Source organism: Pseudomonas piscis, assembly GCF_009380155.1.
In the GTDB taxonomy this organism is placed as follows: Bacteria; Pseudomonadota; Gammaproteobacteria; order Pseudomonadales; family Pseudomonadaceae; genus Aquipseudomonas; species Aquipseudomonas piscis.
Map to the genome: position 1 here is coordinate 326,879 of NZ_WHUV01000004.1, position 15,029 is coordinate 341,907.

The 15,029-nt window shown below is 64.4% G+C and carries 12 protein-coding genes; 3 read left to right on the forward strand and 9 right to left on the reverse strand.

The genetic code is table 11. The features are described 5' to 3' along the window. Nucleotides 1–32: 32 nt before the first annotated feature. The 9 genes from phaC (GDH07_RS23410) to GDH07_RS23450 all read right to left on the reverse strand — a co-directional run bounded on the left by phaC (GDH07_RS23410) (nt 33) and on the right by GDH07_RS23450 (nt 12,233). Complete coding sequence (phaC, locus tag GDH07_RS23410) at nt 33–1,715, reverse strand: class II poly(R)-hydroxyalkanoic acid synthase (protein WP_022639721.1); 1,683 nt, start codon at nt 1,713–1,715, stop codon at nt 33–35. A gap of 108 nt (nt 1,716–1,823) precedes the next feature. Beyond that, nucleotides 1,824–2,684, reverse strand: coding sequence for a poly(3-hydroxyalkanoate) depolymerase (gene phaZ, locus GDH07_RS23415; protein ID WP_022639722.1), 861 nt, complete (start codon nt 2,682–2,684; stop codon nt 1,824–1,826). 124 nt (nt 2,685–2,808) lie between these two features. After that, nucleotides 2,809–4,488: a class II poly(R)-hydroxyalkanoic acid synthase gene (gene phaC / locus GDH07_RS23420; protein ID WP_022639723.1), complete on the reverse strand. Its 1,680-nt coding sequence runs from the start codon at nt 4,486–4,488 to the stop codon at nt 2,809–2,811. 255 nt (nt 4,489–4,743) lie between these two features. Next, nucleotides 4,744–5,121: a gamma-butyrobetaine hydroxylase family protein gene (locus GDH07_RS23425; RefSeq protein ID WP_053132484.1), complete on the reverse strand. Its 378-nt coding sequence runs from the start codon at nt 5,119–5,121 to the stop codon at nt 4,744–4,746. Nucleotides 5,122–5,260: 139 nt separating this feature from the next. After that, the gene (gene hslU, locus GDH07_RS23430; RefSeq protein WP_022639725.1) at nt 5,261–6,604 is read right to left on the reverse strand and encodes an ATP-dependent protease ATPase subunit HslU; all 1,344 of its coding nucleotides are present in this window, start codon (nt 6,602–6,604) and stop codon (nt 5,261–5,263) included. Between the two features lie 82 nt (nt 6,605–6,686). Continuing rightward, a complete protein-coding gene (gene hslV / locus GDH07_RS23435) occupies nt 6,687–7,217 on the reverse strand; it encodes an ATP-dependent protease subunit HslV (RefSeq protein ID WP_007968352.1) in 531 nt (176 codons plus the stop codon). A 188-nt stretch (nt 7,218–7,405) separates the two neighbouring features. Beyond that, nucleotides 7,406–8,113, reverse strand: coding sequence for an SPOR domain-containing protein (locus tag GDH07_RS23440; protein WP_152899050.1), 708 nt, complete (start codon nt 8,111–8,113; stop codon nt 7,406–7,408). A gap of 1 nt (nt 8,114) precedes the next feature. Continuing rightward, nucleotides 8,115–9,851, reverse strand: coding sequence for an arginine--tRNA ligase (argS, locus tag GDH07_RS23445; RefSeq protein WP_152899051.1), 1,737 nt, complete (start codon nt 9,849–9,851; stop codon nt 8,115–8,117). Nucleotides 9,852–10,013: 162 nt separating this feature from the next. Then, entirely contained in the window at nt 10,014–12,233 is a 2,220-nt protein-coding gene (locus GDH07_RS23450; protein ID WP_053132480.1) for a primosomal protein N', read from the reverse strand. 264 nt (nt 12,234–12,497) lie between these two features. Between GDH07_RS23450 and rpmE the strand changes: the two genes are divergently transcribed. The 3 genes from rpmE (at nt 12,498) to GDH07_RS23465 (ending at nt 15,002) form a co-directional block, all read left to right on the forward strand. Then, nucleotides 12,498–12,719, forward strand: coding sequence for a 50S ribosomal protein L31 (gene rpmE / locus GDH07_RS23455; protein ID WP_011058815.1), 222 nt, complete (start codon nt 12,498–12,500; stop codon nt 12,717–12,719). 41 nt (nt 12,720–12,760) lie between these two features. Continuing rightward, nucleotides 12,761–13,546: a thermonuclease family protein gene (locus tag GDH07_RS23460; protein ID WP_152899052.1), complete on the forward strand. Its 786-nt coding sequence runs from the start codon at nt 12,761–12,763 to the stop codon at nt 13,544–13,546. 187 nt (nt 13,547–13,733) lie between these two features. Beyond that, nucleotides 13,734–15,002: a malic enzyme-like NAD(P)-binding protein gene (locus tag GDH07_RS23465; RefSeq protein WP_022639732.1), complete on the forward strand. Its 1,269-nt coding sequence runs from the start codon at nt 13,734–13,736 to the stop codon at nt 15,000–15,002. Nucleotides 15,003–15,029 lie beyond the last annotated feature (27 nt).

Genomic DNA, 15,029 nt, shown 5'->3' on the forward strand with positions numbered 1-15,029 from the left:
CGCGGCGATGAGCGCCGCGGGGCAAGGGGTATTCAGCGCACGCGCACATAGGTGCCTGGCGCGGCCTCCATCGGTGGATAGTTCTGGCTGCCGAGGGCGGCCAGGGTGTCCCGTTGCGCTCCCGAGCGTTCCTGGATCCAGGCCAGCCACTGGCTCCACCAACTGCCATCGACATGCTTGGCATCGTAGTACCAGGCCCGGGGGTCGCTGCTGAGCTTGGGGTTCTCCACGTAGTTCGCCTTGGGGTTGCCTGGCGGGTTGAGGATGCTCTGGACATGCCCGCTGTTGGACAACACGAAGCGGCGCTCGCCACCCAGCAGCAGGGTCGAGCGGTACACCGCGTCCCACGGGGTGATGTGGTCGTTGATCCCGGCCACGCTGAAGCTGTCCACCGTGACCTTCTGCAGGTCGATTGGCGTGCCGCATATCTCCAGGCCACCGACGTGGCTCATGGGGTTGTGCTTGAAGAAGTCCAGCAGGTCGCCGTGCAGGGCCGCCGGTAGCCGGGTGCTGTCGTTGTTCCAGTAGAGAATGTCGAAGACCGGCGGCTCCTTGCCCAGCAGATAGTTGTTGACCCAGTAGTTCCAGATCAGGTCGTTGGGCCGCATCCAGGCGAACACCCTGGCCATGTCGCGACCATCCAGCACGCCTTGCTGGTAGGAACGGCGCTTGGCCGCTTCCAGGGTCTTTTCGTCGGCGAACAGGGTGGCCGGGCTATCCAGTTGGCTATCCAGCAGGCTCACCAGGTAGGTGGCACTGGAGACCCGGCGCAGTTGTCGCTTGGCTTGCAGATGGCCTTGCAGGGCGGCGATGGTCAGGCCGCCAGCGCAGGCGCCCATCAGGTTCACATCACGACTGCCGGTGATGGAGCGAGTGACGTTCATGGCCTCTTCGACGGCCTCGACATAGCTCGACAGACCCCATTCGCGATGGCGCACATCCGGATTGCGCCAGCTGACCATGAACACCTGGAGGCCGTTCTTCAGGCAGTACTGGACGAAGCTGTTGGCCGGGCTGAGATCGAAGATGTAGTACTTGTTGACCTGGGGCGGCACGATCAGCAGGGGCTTGGCGTACTGCTTCTCGCTCATGGGGCTGTACTGGATCAGCTCCAGCTGCTCGTTGCGAAACACCACCGAGCCCGGGGTGACGGCCAGGTTCCGGCCGACCTCGAAGGCATGCTTGGTGACCTGGCTGGGCAGGCCGTTGTTGTGCAGCAGGTCGTCCACCAGGTTGCCGATGCCACGCACCACGCTGTTGCCGCCGGTGTTGAAGAGCTCCTTGACCGCCAGCGGATTGAGCAGGGTGTTGGACGGCGACACCGCGTCGTTGAGCAGGGAGAAGGCGAAGTGCGCGCGGGCCCGGTCGTCGTCCTCCATGCCGCTGTCGTCGATCCAGTCCCGCACCTGCTTCTGCCAGCTCAGGTAGGCCTGCAGGCCTCGCTTGTAGAAGGGATTGAGGCTCCAGGCCGGGTCGGCGAAGCGGTTGTCCTTGGGGTTGGGCTTGTGCAGTGTCTCGCCCAGCAGCACCCGGCCCAACTGGTTGCCCAGGGCCAGGGTGTGGCGAACGCTGTGCAGCGGGTTGCGCAGGCTGTGGGCGGCCAGGCTGCGCAGGGTGGAGAGCAAGTCCCGCCCCCGCAGGCCAGTGATCGCGCTCTGCGCTGTGATGTAGGTCGCAGGGGCGGGCAGCGAGCCCTGCGCAGGCTTGTCTTGCATGAGTCAACACTCCTTCGTCAAACCACTAACAAGCAGACCAATTCAAGACAGATACCTTAGTCGGTCCTGGCCCTTCTTGCGCGCGACGGTCCTGTCGACGGGGATGTTTTACTTGGTGGGCTGCGCGGGTAGCGGATGCGGGTGCATCACGGCGCGTTGCCGCTCCTCCTGGAGGAACTTCATGATGATCGGGGCGACGGCTTCGGCCCGGGTGATGAGGAACAGGTGGCCGTCATCGATGATGTGCAGCTGGGCGTTGGGGATGCGCCAGGCCAGCATGCGCATGTTGATCAGGGGGATCAGCGGGTCGTCGTCGCCGGCCAGGACCAGGGTCGGCTGGTGGATCTTGTGCAGCCAGTGGATGCTGGTCCAGCCCACTCCGGCGAACAACTGCCAGTAGTAACCCAGCTTGCCCGCCGAGCGCACTTTCGCCGCGTGCTCGGCCGCCAGGTTCGGGTCGCGGCGAAAGGCGCCGCCGTAGATCAGCGGGGCGATCCGCATGACGTGGGACGGCTGCACGTAGCGTCGTGGGCTGGCCATCATCCACAACACCTTGGGCTTGCCGGGGACCATGAAGGCACCGGCGGCCGTCGCGGCCAGCACCAGCTTCTTGCAGCGCTCGGGATAGTCGTAGGCGAACTGCTGGGCCAGGGCCCCGCCCCAGGACACGCCCACGGCGTTGACCTGGCCATAGTCGAGGTAGTCGAGCATCCGCGCGGTGAGCTTGGCCAGCCCCGGAAAGCGGTAGGGCCGGCTCGGGGTCGATGAGCCGCCCACGCCCGGGACATCGAAGGCGATGACCTCCAAATCCGGGTCCAGGGCCTGGACGAAGGGGAACACCAGCTCCAGGTTGGCGCCGATGCCGTTGAAGATCAGCAGCGGCGTCAAGTGCGGCTTGCCGGGGCGAACCGCGGTGCGGATGGTCTGGCCATCCAGGTCGACGGTGCGGAAGATGAAGGAATGTGGCATGCCGTAGCCCTGTGTGTTGAACCTTTGGAGGCGCCGGTCCGGCCACCTCCGGATTTCCTGAGGCCAGGCCTCGTATCAAGAATAGGGCGTGGCGGCACCTTGGGTAGCCGCCGTTGATGCCTGTTTAGCGTTCGTGCACATAGGTGCCCGGCGAGGCCTCGCCGGCCACGTATTTCTTGCTGCCCAGCCCGCTTGGCGCCGGCTTCAGTTCCCCCGAGCGCTCTGCTTGCCAGGCCTGCCAGTACAGCCACCAGGAATCGGTGTGCTTGACCGAGTTCTCCTGCCACTGGTCGGGACACTCCGGGATCTCGGAGCTGGTCATGTAGCGCGCCTTGGGGTTGCCCGGCGGGTTGAGGATGCTCTGGATATGGCCGCTGCTGGACAGCACGAACTCCACATGGCCGCCGAACAGTTGCGCCGACTTGTAGCAGGACTTCCAGGGCGTGATGTGGTCGTTGGTGCCGGCGAGGGAGAAGATGTCGGCGGTCACCTGCTTCAAGTCGATCGGCGTGCCGCACACTTCCAGGGCATTGGCCCGGGTCAGTGGGTTGTTCTTGAACATTTCGATCAGGTCGCCATGGAAGGCGGCGGGCAGGCGCGTGGTGTCGTTGTTCCAGAACAGGATGTCGAATACCGGTGGTTCGTTGCCCAGCAGGTAGTTGTTGACCCAGTAGTTCCAGATCAGGTCGTTGGGGCGCATCCAGGCGAAGACCTTGGCCATGTCCCGGCCTTCGAGGACACCGGCCTGATAGGAGTGGCGCTTGGCCGCCTCCAGGGTCTGCTCGTCGACGAACAGCGCCACCTGGGTATCCACGGTGGTATCGAGCACGCTGACCAGCAGGGTCAGGGCGTTGACCTTCTTCTGCCCCAAGGCCGCGTAGTGCCCCAGCAGCGCGGTGCAGGTAATGCCGCCGGAACAGGCGCCGAGCATGTTCACGTCGTCGCTGCCGGTGATGGCGGTGACCACGTCGACCGCTTCCTTCAAGGCCTCGATGTAGGTGGACAGGCCCCATTCGCGCTGGGCCTTGGTGGGGTTGCGCCAGCTGACGATGAAGGTCTGCACGTTGTTGCGCAGGCAGAAGCGCGCCAGGCTCTTGTCCGGGCTGAGGTCGAAGACGTAGAACTTGTTGATCTGCGGCGGTACCACCAGCAGTGGTCGCTCATGCACCTGCTCGGTGATCGGTCGGTACTGGATCAGCTCCAGCACATCGTTGCGAAACACCACGGCACCTTCGCTGGTGCCCAGGTTCTTGCCCACTTCGAAGGCATCCATGTTGACCTGGCTGGGCATGCCGCCGTTGTGCACCAGGTCCTTGGCCAAGTGTGACAAGCCGTCCAGCAGGCTCTTGCCGCCGGTCTCGAAGAAGCGCTTGACCGCAGCGGGGTTGGCCGCGCTGTTGGTCGGGGCCATGGCCTCGGTCAGGAGGTTGATCACGAAATGCCCGCGGCTGATGTCCTGTTCGGACAGGCTGCTGCTGCCGATCCAGTCGTGGAGCTCCTTGCGCCACGCCAGGTAGGTTTGCAGGTAGCGCCGGTAGAGCGGGTTCTGGCTCCAGGCCGGGTCGATGAAGCGACGGTCGTCGCCGTCGGGCTGCAAGGGCGACTTGCCGAGCAGCACGTTCTTCAGTTCGAGGCCGAAGTGCGCGACGTGCTTGACGCTGTGGATGGGTTGTTTGATGGCCTGGGCGAGCACCATTCGAGCAGAGGTAAGCAGATCCTTTCTACGCAAGCCGATGACTGGATTGAGCCCCAGGGTGTTCTCCGAGGCTTGGCGTTTCAGGTCATCGTTGTTCTTGTTACTCATCTACGACGCTCCATTGTCCTGAGACGAGTACCGGACCTGCTGTGTAGTTACACAGCACGAGGCCAGGCACTACTACTCGGGTGACCGTTGATTGCCACTGCTGCGGTTACTTTGCAGAACTCTGCAGGGAACTTGCCAGATCCATTGGTTACCCGAGTTTATTTTTTTTCGCAAGCAGGCCATTCATTGGCCATGCAGCCCTGCATTCAAACAGATGAAATTAGAAAATGCCCTCTAAACAGCCGGAGCCTTGAGCTAGAGCATCAGCTTGACCACGGACTCGCTCGGATCGCGGGATTTGCCGGCGGCCTCGAGTTGCTGCAGATAGTCGCTCCACAACTCTTCCTGGCGCAGCGCCAACTGGTACAGGTAGTCCCAGGTGAACAAGCCGCTGTCATGGCCGTCGTCGAAGGTCAATTTCAGTGCGTACTGGCCGGCGGGCTCGATCTTGTCCAGGCCGACGCCGAGCTTGCCGAACTGCAGGATGGGGTTGCCGTGGCCCTGGACCTCGGCGGAGGGGGAGTGGACCCGCAGGAACTCCGCGGGCAGGTGGTAGACCTCGTCCGGCCCGTAGGTCAGGGTCAGGGTCTTGGAGGCTTTGTGCAGGTTGATGCCGGTGGGCAGGCGGGCCATGGACGTTCTCTCTTGAGCTTCAAGCCATAAGCTTCAAGCTACAAGAAGGGAGATTCAAGCCATCGCGGATAAAACAGCAGGGAAGGGTTGCTGCAAGCGACGCGAATCGGTCTGTCGCTTGCAGCTCGCAGCCTGGCGCTTACAGGATGTAGCGCGACAGGTCTTCGTTCTGCGCCAGTTCGCCCAGGTGGCTGTTGACGTAGGCCGCGTCGATGCGGATCGGCTCTTCGCTGTGGGCGCTGGCCAGGTCGCCGGCGCTGAACGACACCTCTTCGAGCAGGCGCTCGAGCAGGGTGTGCAGGCGGCGGGCACCGATGTTCTCGGTCTTCTCGTTGACCTGGTAGGCGATCTCTGCCAGGCGCTTGATGCCCTCGTCGGCGAACTCGATGCCCAGGCCTTCGGTCTTGAGCAGCGCGCAGTACTGTTCGGTCAGCGAGGCATGGGGCTCCTTGAGGATGCGCTCGAAGTCTTCCGGAGTCAGGGCCTTGAGTTCGACCCGGATCGGCAGCCGGCCTTGCAGCTCGGGCACCAGGTCGCTTGGCTTGCTCAGGTGGAACGCGCCGGAAGCGATGAACAGGATGTGGTCGGTCTTGACCATGCCCAGCTTGGTGTTGACGGTGCAGCCTTCGATCAGCGGCAGCAGGTCGCGCTGCACGCCCTCGCGGGAGACATCGGCACCGCCGACGTTGCCACGTTTGGCCACCTTGTCGATCTCGTCGATGAACACGATGCCGTGCTGCTCTACCGCTTCCAGGGCCTTGGCCTTGAGCTCTTCCTCGTTGACCAGGCGGCTCGCTTCTTCATCGCGAACCATCTTCAGCGCTTCCTTGACCTTGAGCTTGCGGGTCTTGCGCTTGCCCTTGCCCATGTTGGCGAACAGGCTTTGCAGCTGGTTGGTCATCTCTTCCATGCCGGGTGGCGCGGCGATCTCGACGCCCATGTTCTCGGCGACTTCGATCTCGATTTCCTTGTCGTCCAGCTGGCCTTCGCGCAGGCGCTTGCGGAACAGCTGGCGAGTGTTGGAGTCGCTGCTGGTCTGCGCGGCTTCCTCGGCGAAGCTGCTGACCCGAGCCTGGGGCAGCAGGGCGTCGAGGATGCGGTCCTCGGCGGCGTCTTCGGCGCGGTGGCGCACGCGGACGATCTCCTGCTCGCGGAGCATCTTCAGCGCGGCGTCGGCCAGGTCGCGGATGATCGACTCGACGTCGCGGCCGACATAACCGACTTCGGTGAACTTGGTCGCTTCGACCTTGATGAAGGGTGCGTTGGCCAGCTTGGCCAGGCGCCGGGCGATCTCGGTCTTGCCCACGCCGGTAGGGCCGATCATCAGGATGTTCTTGGGCGTGACCTCGGCGCGCAGCTCGGCCGGCAGCTGCATGCGCCGCCAGCGGTTGCGCAGGGCGATGGCCACGGCGCGCTTGGCGTCGTCCTGGCCGATGATATGGCGATTGAGTTCGTGGACGATTTCGCGGGGGGTCATGGACATAGTAATTGGCGGTTCTCAAGCAGGAATGAATGCCGTGGCAGGGGAGCCTGCCGCCTGGCGGCAGGTCCGGGCCGGAACAGGCTTATTCCGCGAGATCCTGCTCCTCGATGGTTTGAGTGTGGTTGGTGAATACACAGATATCGCCGGCGATGCCCAGGGCGGTCTCGACGATCTCGCGAGCCGACAGGTCGGTCTTCTTCAGCAATGCGCTGGCCGCGGCCTGGGCGTAGGCGCCACCGGAACCCATGGCGATCAGGCCGTCCTCGGGTTCGACCACGTCGCCGTTGCCGGTGATGATCAGCGAGGCATCCTTGTTGGCCACGGCCAGCATGGCCTCCAGGCGGCTCAGGGAACGATCGGTACGCCACTCCTTGGCCAGCTCGACGGCGGCGCGGATCAGGTGGCCCTGGTGTTTTTCCAGCTGGCCTTCGAAGCGTTCGAACAGGGTGAAGGCGTCGGCGGTGGCCCCGGCGAAGCCGGCAATGACCTGGCCGTGGTACAGGCGGCGAACTTTTTTCGCATTGCCTTTCATCACGGTGTTGCCAAGGGAAACCTGGCCGTCGCCGCCCATGACGACTTTGCCGTGGCGGCGGACTGAAACGATGGTGGTCAAGGGAAAGTCTCCACGCAGCGGGGCGAAAGTGCCCAGATGGAAACTCATATGGGGGTGGCGAGAGCTTTTTCAACTGCCGGGATGGCAGAGAGACGAGTGGCTTGGTGACGGCGGGTGGGAGGGCGCGCCCTCTTTTGGCGCGATAAGCGCACAAAAGAGGGCAGGATTGCCCGGACAGGGCGAGGGCGTCAGCGGTTCTGGCGTTGTTGCAACAGCAGGTTGCTGAAGCCGGCGCCAGCCAGCTGTTTCTGAGCCACGGTCAGTTGCTCGCGATTGCTGAACGGGCCGACCAGTACCCGGTACCAGGTCTCGTCCTTCACCGTGCCGGATTCGACCGACACCGGCTGGCCCAGCAGGATGATCTGCGCACGGACCTTGTCGGCATCGGCTTCCTTGCGGAACGATCCGGCCTGGAGGAAGAACTTGGTCACCGGCGCGGCCTTGGCCACCGGTGGCGCAGGTGGCGGGGTGATGCCGGCCAGGGCCGCCTGGGCCCGGGCGGTGTCGATCTTCGCAGCTTCCGCTGGTGTCACCGGAGTGGTCGGCACCGGCGGTACCTGTGGCGTGGGCAGGGTTTTTTCCGGCACGGCTTCCGGCGGCACAATGACCTCCGATTCCGGCAGCAGGGTGTAGAAGTCGTACTTGGGCTTCACCGGCTGCTGCGGGCTGGGTGGGGTCTTGTTGGCCTCGGCGATCTTGCTGGCCTTCTGCTGCTCGATCTTCTCGCGCTTGACGCTGTCGCCGCCCTTGCCTGGCTCGAGCTTCATCAGGAACACGATGAAGGCGCCGATGGTCAGGCCGATGGCCAGCCACAACCAGCCCGGGATCGGCTTCTTGGCCGGGGGCTGGTAACGACTGGCGCCACGCTTGGGTGCAGGTTTTTTCTTGGCAGCCAACTTACATTTGCTCCAGGACTTCGAGGCCCAGCAGTTCCAGACCTTGCTTGAGGGTACGCCGGGTCAGCTCGGTCAGGCGCAGGCGGCTATTCATCTGCTCGGGAGTCTCGGCTGCCAGGATCGGGCAGTTTTCGTAGAAGCTGGAGAACAGCCCGGCCACATCGTACAGGTAGCTGCACAGCACGTGTGGGGTGCCTTTTTCGGCAACGTTGTTGAGGATCTCGCCAAACTGCGCCAGGCGCGCTGCCAGCTCCAGCTCCTGGGCGGCGTGCAGCTCGATCTTGCCCTGGACCTGGCTGAAGTCCTTGCCCAGCTTGCGGAACACGCCGGCAGCGCGGGTGTAGGCGTACAGCAGGTAGGGCGCGGTATTGCCTTCGAAGTTGAGCATCAGGTCGAAGTTGAAGCTGTAGTCGCTGGTGCGGTGCTTGGACAGGTCGGCGTACTTCACCGAGTCGATGCCCACCACCTTGGCGATGCGCCGCAGGTCGGCTTCCGGCAGCTGCGGGTTCTTTTCCTTCACCAGGGCGTAGGCCCGCTCCTCGGCTTCGGTCAGCAGGTCGATCAGCTTCACGGTGCCGCCGTCACGGGTCTTGAACGGACGGCCGTCGGCGCCGTTCATGGTGCCGAAGCCCATGTGCTCCATGTCCATCGGATGGGTGACGAAGCCGGCCTTGTGGGCCACTGCGAACACTTGCTGGAAGTGCAGGGCCTGGCGCTGGTCGACGAAGTACAGGGCGCGGTCGGCCTTGAGCTTGCCGCTGCGGTAGCGCACGGCGGCCAGGTCGGTGGTGGCGTACAGGTAGCCGCCGCCGGCCTTGACGATGATCACTGGCAGCGGCTCGCCCTCGGCGTTCTTGAACTCGTCGAGGAACACGCACTGGGCGCCATTGCTCTCCACCAGCATGCCCTGGGCCTTGAGGTCGTTGACCACGTTGATCAGGTCATCGTTGTAGGCGCTCTCGCCCATCACGTCGGCCATGGTCAGCTTGACGTTGAGCAGCTCGTAGATCTTCTGGCAGTGGGACAGGGAGATGTCCTTGAACTTGGTCCACAGGGCCAGGCAGTCCGGGTCGCCGGCCTGCAGCTTGACCACCAGGCTCCGGGCGCGGTCGGCGAAGGCTTCGGACTCGTCGAAGCGTTGCTTGGCGGCGCGGTAGAAATTCTCCAGGTCCGACAGCTCGTCGCTGGTGATGGGGTTCTCTTCCAGGTAGGCCATCAGCATGCCGAACTGGGTACCCCAGTCGCCCACGTGGTTCTGGCGGATCACGGTGTCGCCGAGGAACTCCAGGACCCGCGCCACGCCGTCGCCGATGATGGTGGAGCGCAGGTGGCCAACGTGCATTTCCTTGGCCAGGTTGGGCGCCGACATGTCGATCACGGTGCGTTGCGCCGGGCCGGCCTTGCGCACGTTCAGGTGGGCGTCGTCGAGCGCTGCGTCCAGGCGCGCGGCCAGGGCCTGGGTGTTCTGGAAGAAGTTGATGAAGCCCGGGCCGGCGATTTCCGCCTTGCTCAGGTTCTCGTCGGCCGGCAGGGCGGCGATGATCTTTTCCGCCAGGTCGCGCGGTTTCATGCCGGCCGGCTTGGCCAGCATCATGGCGATGTTGCTGGCGAAGTCGCCATGGGTCTTGTCGCGGGTGTTCTCGACCTGGATCGCCGGCGCCAGGCCTTCTGGCAACACACCTTCGGCGACGAGTTGGGTGATGGCTTGCTGGATGAGCTGGCGAATGGTGTCTTTCATGGTCTTCTCTTTCGACCGCTGGCGCGGCGGCGCTTCGGTGCGCAGGTGGAAAAACTGGGCATTATCCGTTGCCAAGGGCAGGTTGCCAACCTTTGGGGGGTGAGCGGCAAGCGAGCCGGTCGCAGGCTGCTTATTACAGCTTGGAGCAACTGGGGCGGCGGCTCAGTACAGGTCGACCGGGTCCACATCCAGCGACCAGCGAACCTGCCGGCCGCCGGGCATCTGCTCCAGCACCAGCAGCCAGCTGCTGAGCAGGCGGTGCAGCGGTGCCCGGGCATTGGCCTGCAGCAGCAATTGCGCTCGATAGCGTCCGGCCCGGCGCTCCATGGGCGCGGGTACCGGTCCGAGCAATTCGATCCCTGCCGACTGCTGTTCGGCCAGCAGGCGCTCGGCCTCGCTGCAAGCTTCGTCGAGGAAGGCCTCGGCCTGGCCCGGCTTGTGGGCTTCGGCCCGCAGCAGCGCCAAGTGGGCGAAGGGCGGCAGGCCGGCGGCGCGGCGTTCGCTCAGGGCTTGCTCGGCGAAGGCGAAGTAGCCTTGCTCGGTCAGCTGCACCAGCAGCGGATGATCGGCCAGGTGCGTCTGGATGATCACCTTGCCCGGTTCCTCGGCGCGGCCTGCGCGGCCGGCCACCTGGACGATCAATTGCGCCATGCGTTCGCTGGCGCGAAAGTCCCCGGAAAACAGGCCGCCGTCGGCATCCAGGATCGCCACCAGGGTCACCCTGGGGAAGTGATGCCCCTTGGCGAGCATCTGCGTGCCCACCAGGATGCACGGCTGGCCCTTCTGGATGGTGGCGAACAGCTGGTTCATCGCGTCCTTGCGCGAGGTGCTGTCGCGGTCCACCCGCAGGACCGGGTAGTCGGGGAACAGGATGCCCAGGCGTTCTTCCGCCCGTTCGGTGCCGGCGCCCACCGGCCGCAGATCGACCTTGCCGCACTGCGGGCAATGCCGCGGCACTCGCTCCACATGGCCGCAATGGTGGCAGCGCAGCTCGCCCGAGCGTTGGTGTACCGTCATGCGGGCGTCGCAGCGCTCGCATTCGGACATCCAGCCGCAGTCATGGCACAGCAGGGTCGGGGCGAAGCCGCGGCGATTGAGGAACACCAGGACCTGTTGCCCGGCGGCCAGGGTCTGGCCGATAGCCTGCTGCATGGGGCCGGAGATGCCGCTGTCCAGCGGCCGGCTCTTGACGTCCAGGCGCAGGAAGCGCGGCGGCTTGGCGCCGCCGGCCCGTTCGTTCATGCGCAGCAGGCCATAGCGGCCGGTGTAGGCGTTGTGCAGGCTTTCCAGGGAAGGGGTGGCCGAACCCAGGACGATCGGGATGTCTTCCTGGCGGGCGCGGACCAGGGCCAGGTCCCGGGCGTGGTAGCGCAGGCCCTCCTGCTGTTTATAGGAGCCGTCGTGCTCCTCGTCGATGATGATCAGGCCGGGATTCTTCATCGGCGTGAACAGCGCGGAACGGGTGCCGATGATGATGTCGGCCTCGCCGTCCCGGGCGGCCAGCCAGGCGTCCAGGCGTTCGCGGTCGTTGACCGCCGAGTGCAGCAGGGCGATGCGCGCGTTGAAACGCTGTTCGAAGCGCGCCAGGGTCTGGGGGCCGAGGTTGATCTCCGGGATCAGCACCAGGGCCTGCTTGCCAGCTTCGAGGGTTTCGCGGATCAGCTGCAGATAGACCTCGGTCTTGCCGCTGCCGGTGACCCCTGCCAGAAGAAAGGCATGGTAGCTGTCGAATCCGGCGCGGATGGCCTCGTAGGCGGCACGTTGTTCGCTGTTGAGTGGCAGTTCCGGCTGGGCCAGCCAGTGTTCGTGGCGGGCCCCGGGGGCATGCCTGCGCACTTCCACCTGGACCAGCTCCTTGGCCAGCAGCAGGTCCAGGCTGTCCTTGCTCAACATCAACTTGCTCAGCAACCCGTGGGGGACGCCGTGAGGGTGCTGGGCCAGGGTCGTCAGGGCGTCGCGCTGGCGTGGGGCACGGGCGATGCGCGGATCGTCAAGGCGGGCCCCGGGGGCTATCGACCAGAAGCGCTCCTGGCGGGCCTCGGCCGGTTCGCCCTGGCGCAGCAGCACCGGCAGCGCCCAGCTCAGGGTATCCCCCAGGCTGTGCTGGTAGTACTGGGCGGTCCACAGGCACAGCTTGAACAAGGCCGCCGGCAGCGGCGGAGTGGGGTCGAGCAGGGCCAGGGCCGGCTTGAGCTTGTCCGCCGGCACCTCACTGTGATCGGCCACCTGGACCAGGATGCCGATCATCTCGCGACGGCCGAACGGCACCCGCAGGCGCATGCCCGGCTGCAGTTGTGCGCGCAGCACGCCGGCCGGGGCACGATAGTCGAACAGGCGGCGCAGGGGCGAGGGCAGGGCGAGGCGCAGGATGGCGTCGGGCACGCGGGGGAGTCTCACAGGACAGGCGATGGATAGGGGTCGGAGCCTAACAGACGAGCGGTGGAGTGTCCTGCACAAGCGTATGGGCGGGCCGTGGAGGGCCAGCCAGGGCGAGGGCTGGCCTGTCAAGCTCACGAGGATTTTTTCTGATGGGGGGTTATGCGGATCCCTTGCGCGATTGCTTGGGTCTGGTAGAATCCGCGCCCTAATTCGTGCGGTATTCAACAATAGTGTTGGGTGGCGGCACGCTAGCCTGAGGAATTCATCATGAAAGCCGATATCCATCCAGTATACGAAGCCATTACCGCTACTTGCAGCTGCGGTAACGTCATCGAAACTCGCTCCACCCTGGCCAAGCCTCTGAGCCTGGACGTGTGCAACGAGTGCCACCCGTTCTACACCGGTAAGCAGAAGACTCTGGACGTTGGCGGTCGTGTCGACAAGTTCAAGTCGCGCTTCGGTGCTTTCGGCGCAACGAAAAAGGCCTGAGGCTGATCGTTCTGGAAAGCCGATACCGACTTTCCTCGCTGATGAAAAAGGCGTCCCTGGTGGGCGCCTTTTTTGTGCCTGCGATTTGGCTGACAGCTGCCCAGGCATTCTGCCCGGCACCCGTGCCGGCGACCGTGGTTCCTGCGAGCGTGCTGCGGGTGGTGGATGGCGACACCTTGCGCCTCAAGGACGGCCGCAGCGTACGCATGATCGGTCTCAACGCGCCGGAACTGGCCAGGGGCGGACGCAAGGCCGAGCCGCTGGCGATAGCGGCGCGCAGGCGCCTGGAGCAACTGGTGGCGCAGAGCGGTGGTCGGGTCGGCCTGGTCCTCGGGCGCGAGCGGCATGATCGCTATGGCCGGACCCTGGCTCACGTCTATGGAGCCAGCGGCCTCAATTTCGAGTCCCGGTTGATCGCCGAGGGGCTCGCCTATCGCATTGCCCTGGCGCCGAATGTCGCACTGGTCGCCTGCCAGCAGGCCGCCGAAGACCACGCGCGCCGGACCCGGCTTGGGTTATGGCGGCAATCACCTGTACTGAAAGCGGAGCAGATCCGTGCCCCGGGGTTTGCCTTGCTCTCTGGGCGGGTGAGCAAGGTCGAGCACAATCGCAGTGGGGTTTGGATCACATTGCACGGCTCGGTTGTATTGCGCATTGCCCCCAATATCCGGGACGGCTTCGCCCCCGGGCGGCTCAAGCACCTTGCAGGACGGCGGGTCGAGGCTCGTGGCTGGGTGGTGGAGCGGCGCCGCCAGGGCGCTTCCCGGTCTGTCGGCGCGCGCTGGATGATCTCGCTGAAGGACTCCTCGATGCTCAGGATTCCCTGAAACTGAAAGAATTGTAGACATTTTTCAATTGAATTGTGAACAGTCGAAAGCCTTGTGGGCTGCGGTTCTTGGCCCAAAGTCGTAGGCTGCGGGCCTTGACAGGGGTGACTGGGCAGTCTTGTGGGGACTATGCGACACGGGTATCCTCGGCGGTCCGTCTGTCCAACAGTAAAAGCGGAATGCCCACATGTCTGATTTGAAAACTGCCGCTCTCGAATATCATGCCAATCCTCGCCCAGGGAAGCTGAGTGTCGAGCTCACCAAGGCCACTGCTACCGCTCGCGACCTGGCGCTGGCCTACAGCCCTGGCGTAGCCGAACCGGTACGTGAGATCGCTCGCGATCCGGAACTGGCCTACAAGTACACCGGCAAAGGCAACCTGGTTGCCGTCATTTCCGATGGCACCGCTATTCTCGGCCTGGGTAACCTCGGCCCGCTGGCCTCCAAGCCGGTGATGGAAGGCAAGGGCGTGCTGTTCAAGCGTTTCGCCGGCATCGACGTGTTCGACATCGAAGTCGATGCCGAAAGCCCGCAAGCCTTCATCGACACCGTCAAGCGCATCTCCATCACCTTCGGCGGTATCAACCTGGAAGACATCAAGGCGCCGGAGTGCTTCGAGATCGAGCGCGCCCTGATCGAACAGTGCGATATCCCGGTATTCCATGATGACCAGCACGGTACCGCCATCGTGACCGCGGCCGGCATGATCAATGCCCTGGAAATCGCCGGCAAGACCCTGGCCGAAGCCAAGATCGTCTGCCTGGGCGCCGGCGCTGCCGCCATCTCCTGCATGAAACTGCTGGTAAGCATGGGCGCGCAGATCGAGAACATCTTCATGGTCGACCGTACCGGCGTGATCCACTCCGGTCGTGACGATCTGAACCAGTACAAGGCGGTGTTCGCCCACGCTACCGACAAGCGCACCCTGACTGACGCCCTGCAAGGTGCCGACGTGTTCGTGGGCCTGTCCGGCCCGAACCTGCTGAGCCCTGAAGGCCTGAAGTCCATGGCGCCGAACCCGATCGTGTTCGCCTGCTCCAACCCTGATCCAGAGATCGCCCCGGAACTGGCCCATGCCACCCGTGACGACGTGATCATGGCTACCGGCCGCTCGGACTACCCGAACCAGGTGAACAACGTACTGGGCTTCCCGTTCATCTTCCGTGGCGCCCTGGACGTTCGCGCCAAGCGCATCAACGAAGAGATGAAGATCGCCGCCGCCAACGCCCTGCGCGAACTGGCCAAGCTGCCGGTGCCACAGGAAGTCTGCGACGCCTACGGCGGCATCAAGCTGGAATACGGCCGTGAATACATCATTCCGAAGCCTATGGATGCCCGCCTGATCACCGTGATCTCCGATGCTGTGGCCAAGGCCGCCATCGAGACTGGCGTAGCTACCCTGCCATATCCGAAGAACTACCCGCTGAAAAGCGTGAACGACGTGTTCAACGGCTAATTGCAGCCCATAAAAAAACCCGGCCAT

Excerpts from the sequence above, each read along its gene's own strand:
- rpmE (WP_011058815.1), top strand. The coding sequence starts at position 12,498 with ATGAAAGCCGATATCCATCCAGTATACGAAGCCATTACCGCTACTTGC.
- GDH07_RS23460 (WP_152899052.1), top strand. The coding sequence starts at position 12,761 with ATGAAAAAGGCGTCCCTGGTGGGCGCCTTTTTTGTGCCTGCGATTTGG.
- argS (WP_152899051.1), bottom strand. The coding sequence starts at position 9,851 with ATGAAAGACACCATTCGCCAGCTCATCCAGCAAGCCATCACCCAACTC.
- phaC (WP_022639723.1), bottom strand. The coding sequence starts at position 4,488 with ATGAGTAACAAGAACAACGATGACCTGAAACGCCAAGCCTCGGAGAAC.
- phaC (WP_022639721.1), bottom strand. The coding sequence starts at position 1,715 with ATGCAAGACAAGCCTGCGCAGGGCTCGCTGCCCGCCCCTGCGACCTAC.
- GDH07_RS23425 (WP_053132484.1), bottom strand. The coding sequence starts at position 5,121 with ATGGCCCGCCTGCCCACCGGCATCAACCTGCACAAAGCCTCCAAGACC.
- GDH07_RS23465 (WP_022639732.1), top strand. The coding sequence starts at position 13,734 with ATGTCTGATTTGAAAACTGCCGCTCTCGAATATCATGCCAATCCTCGC.
- hslU (WP_022639725.1), bottom strand. The coding sequence starts at position 6,604 with ATGTCCATGACCCCCCGCGAAATCGTCCACGAACTCAATCGCCATATC.
- phaZ (WP_022639722.1), bottom strand. The coding sequence starts at position 2,684 with ATGCCACATTCCTTCATCTTCCGCACCGTCGACCTGGATGGCCAGACC.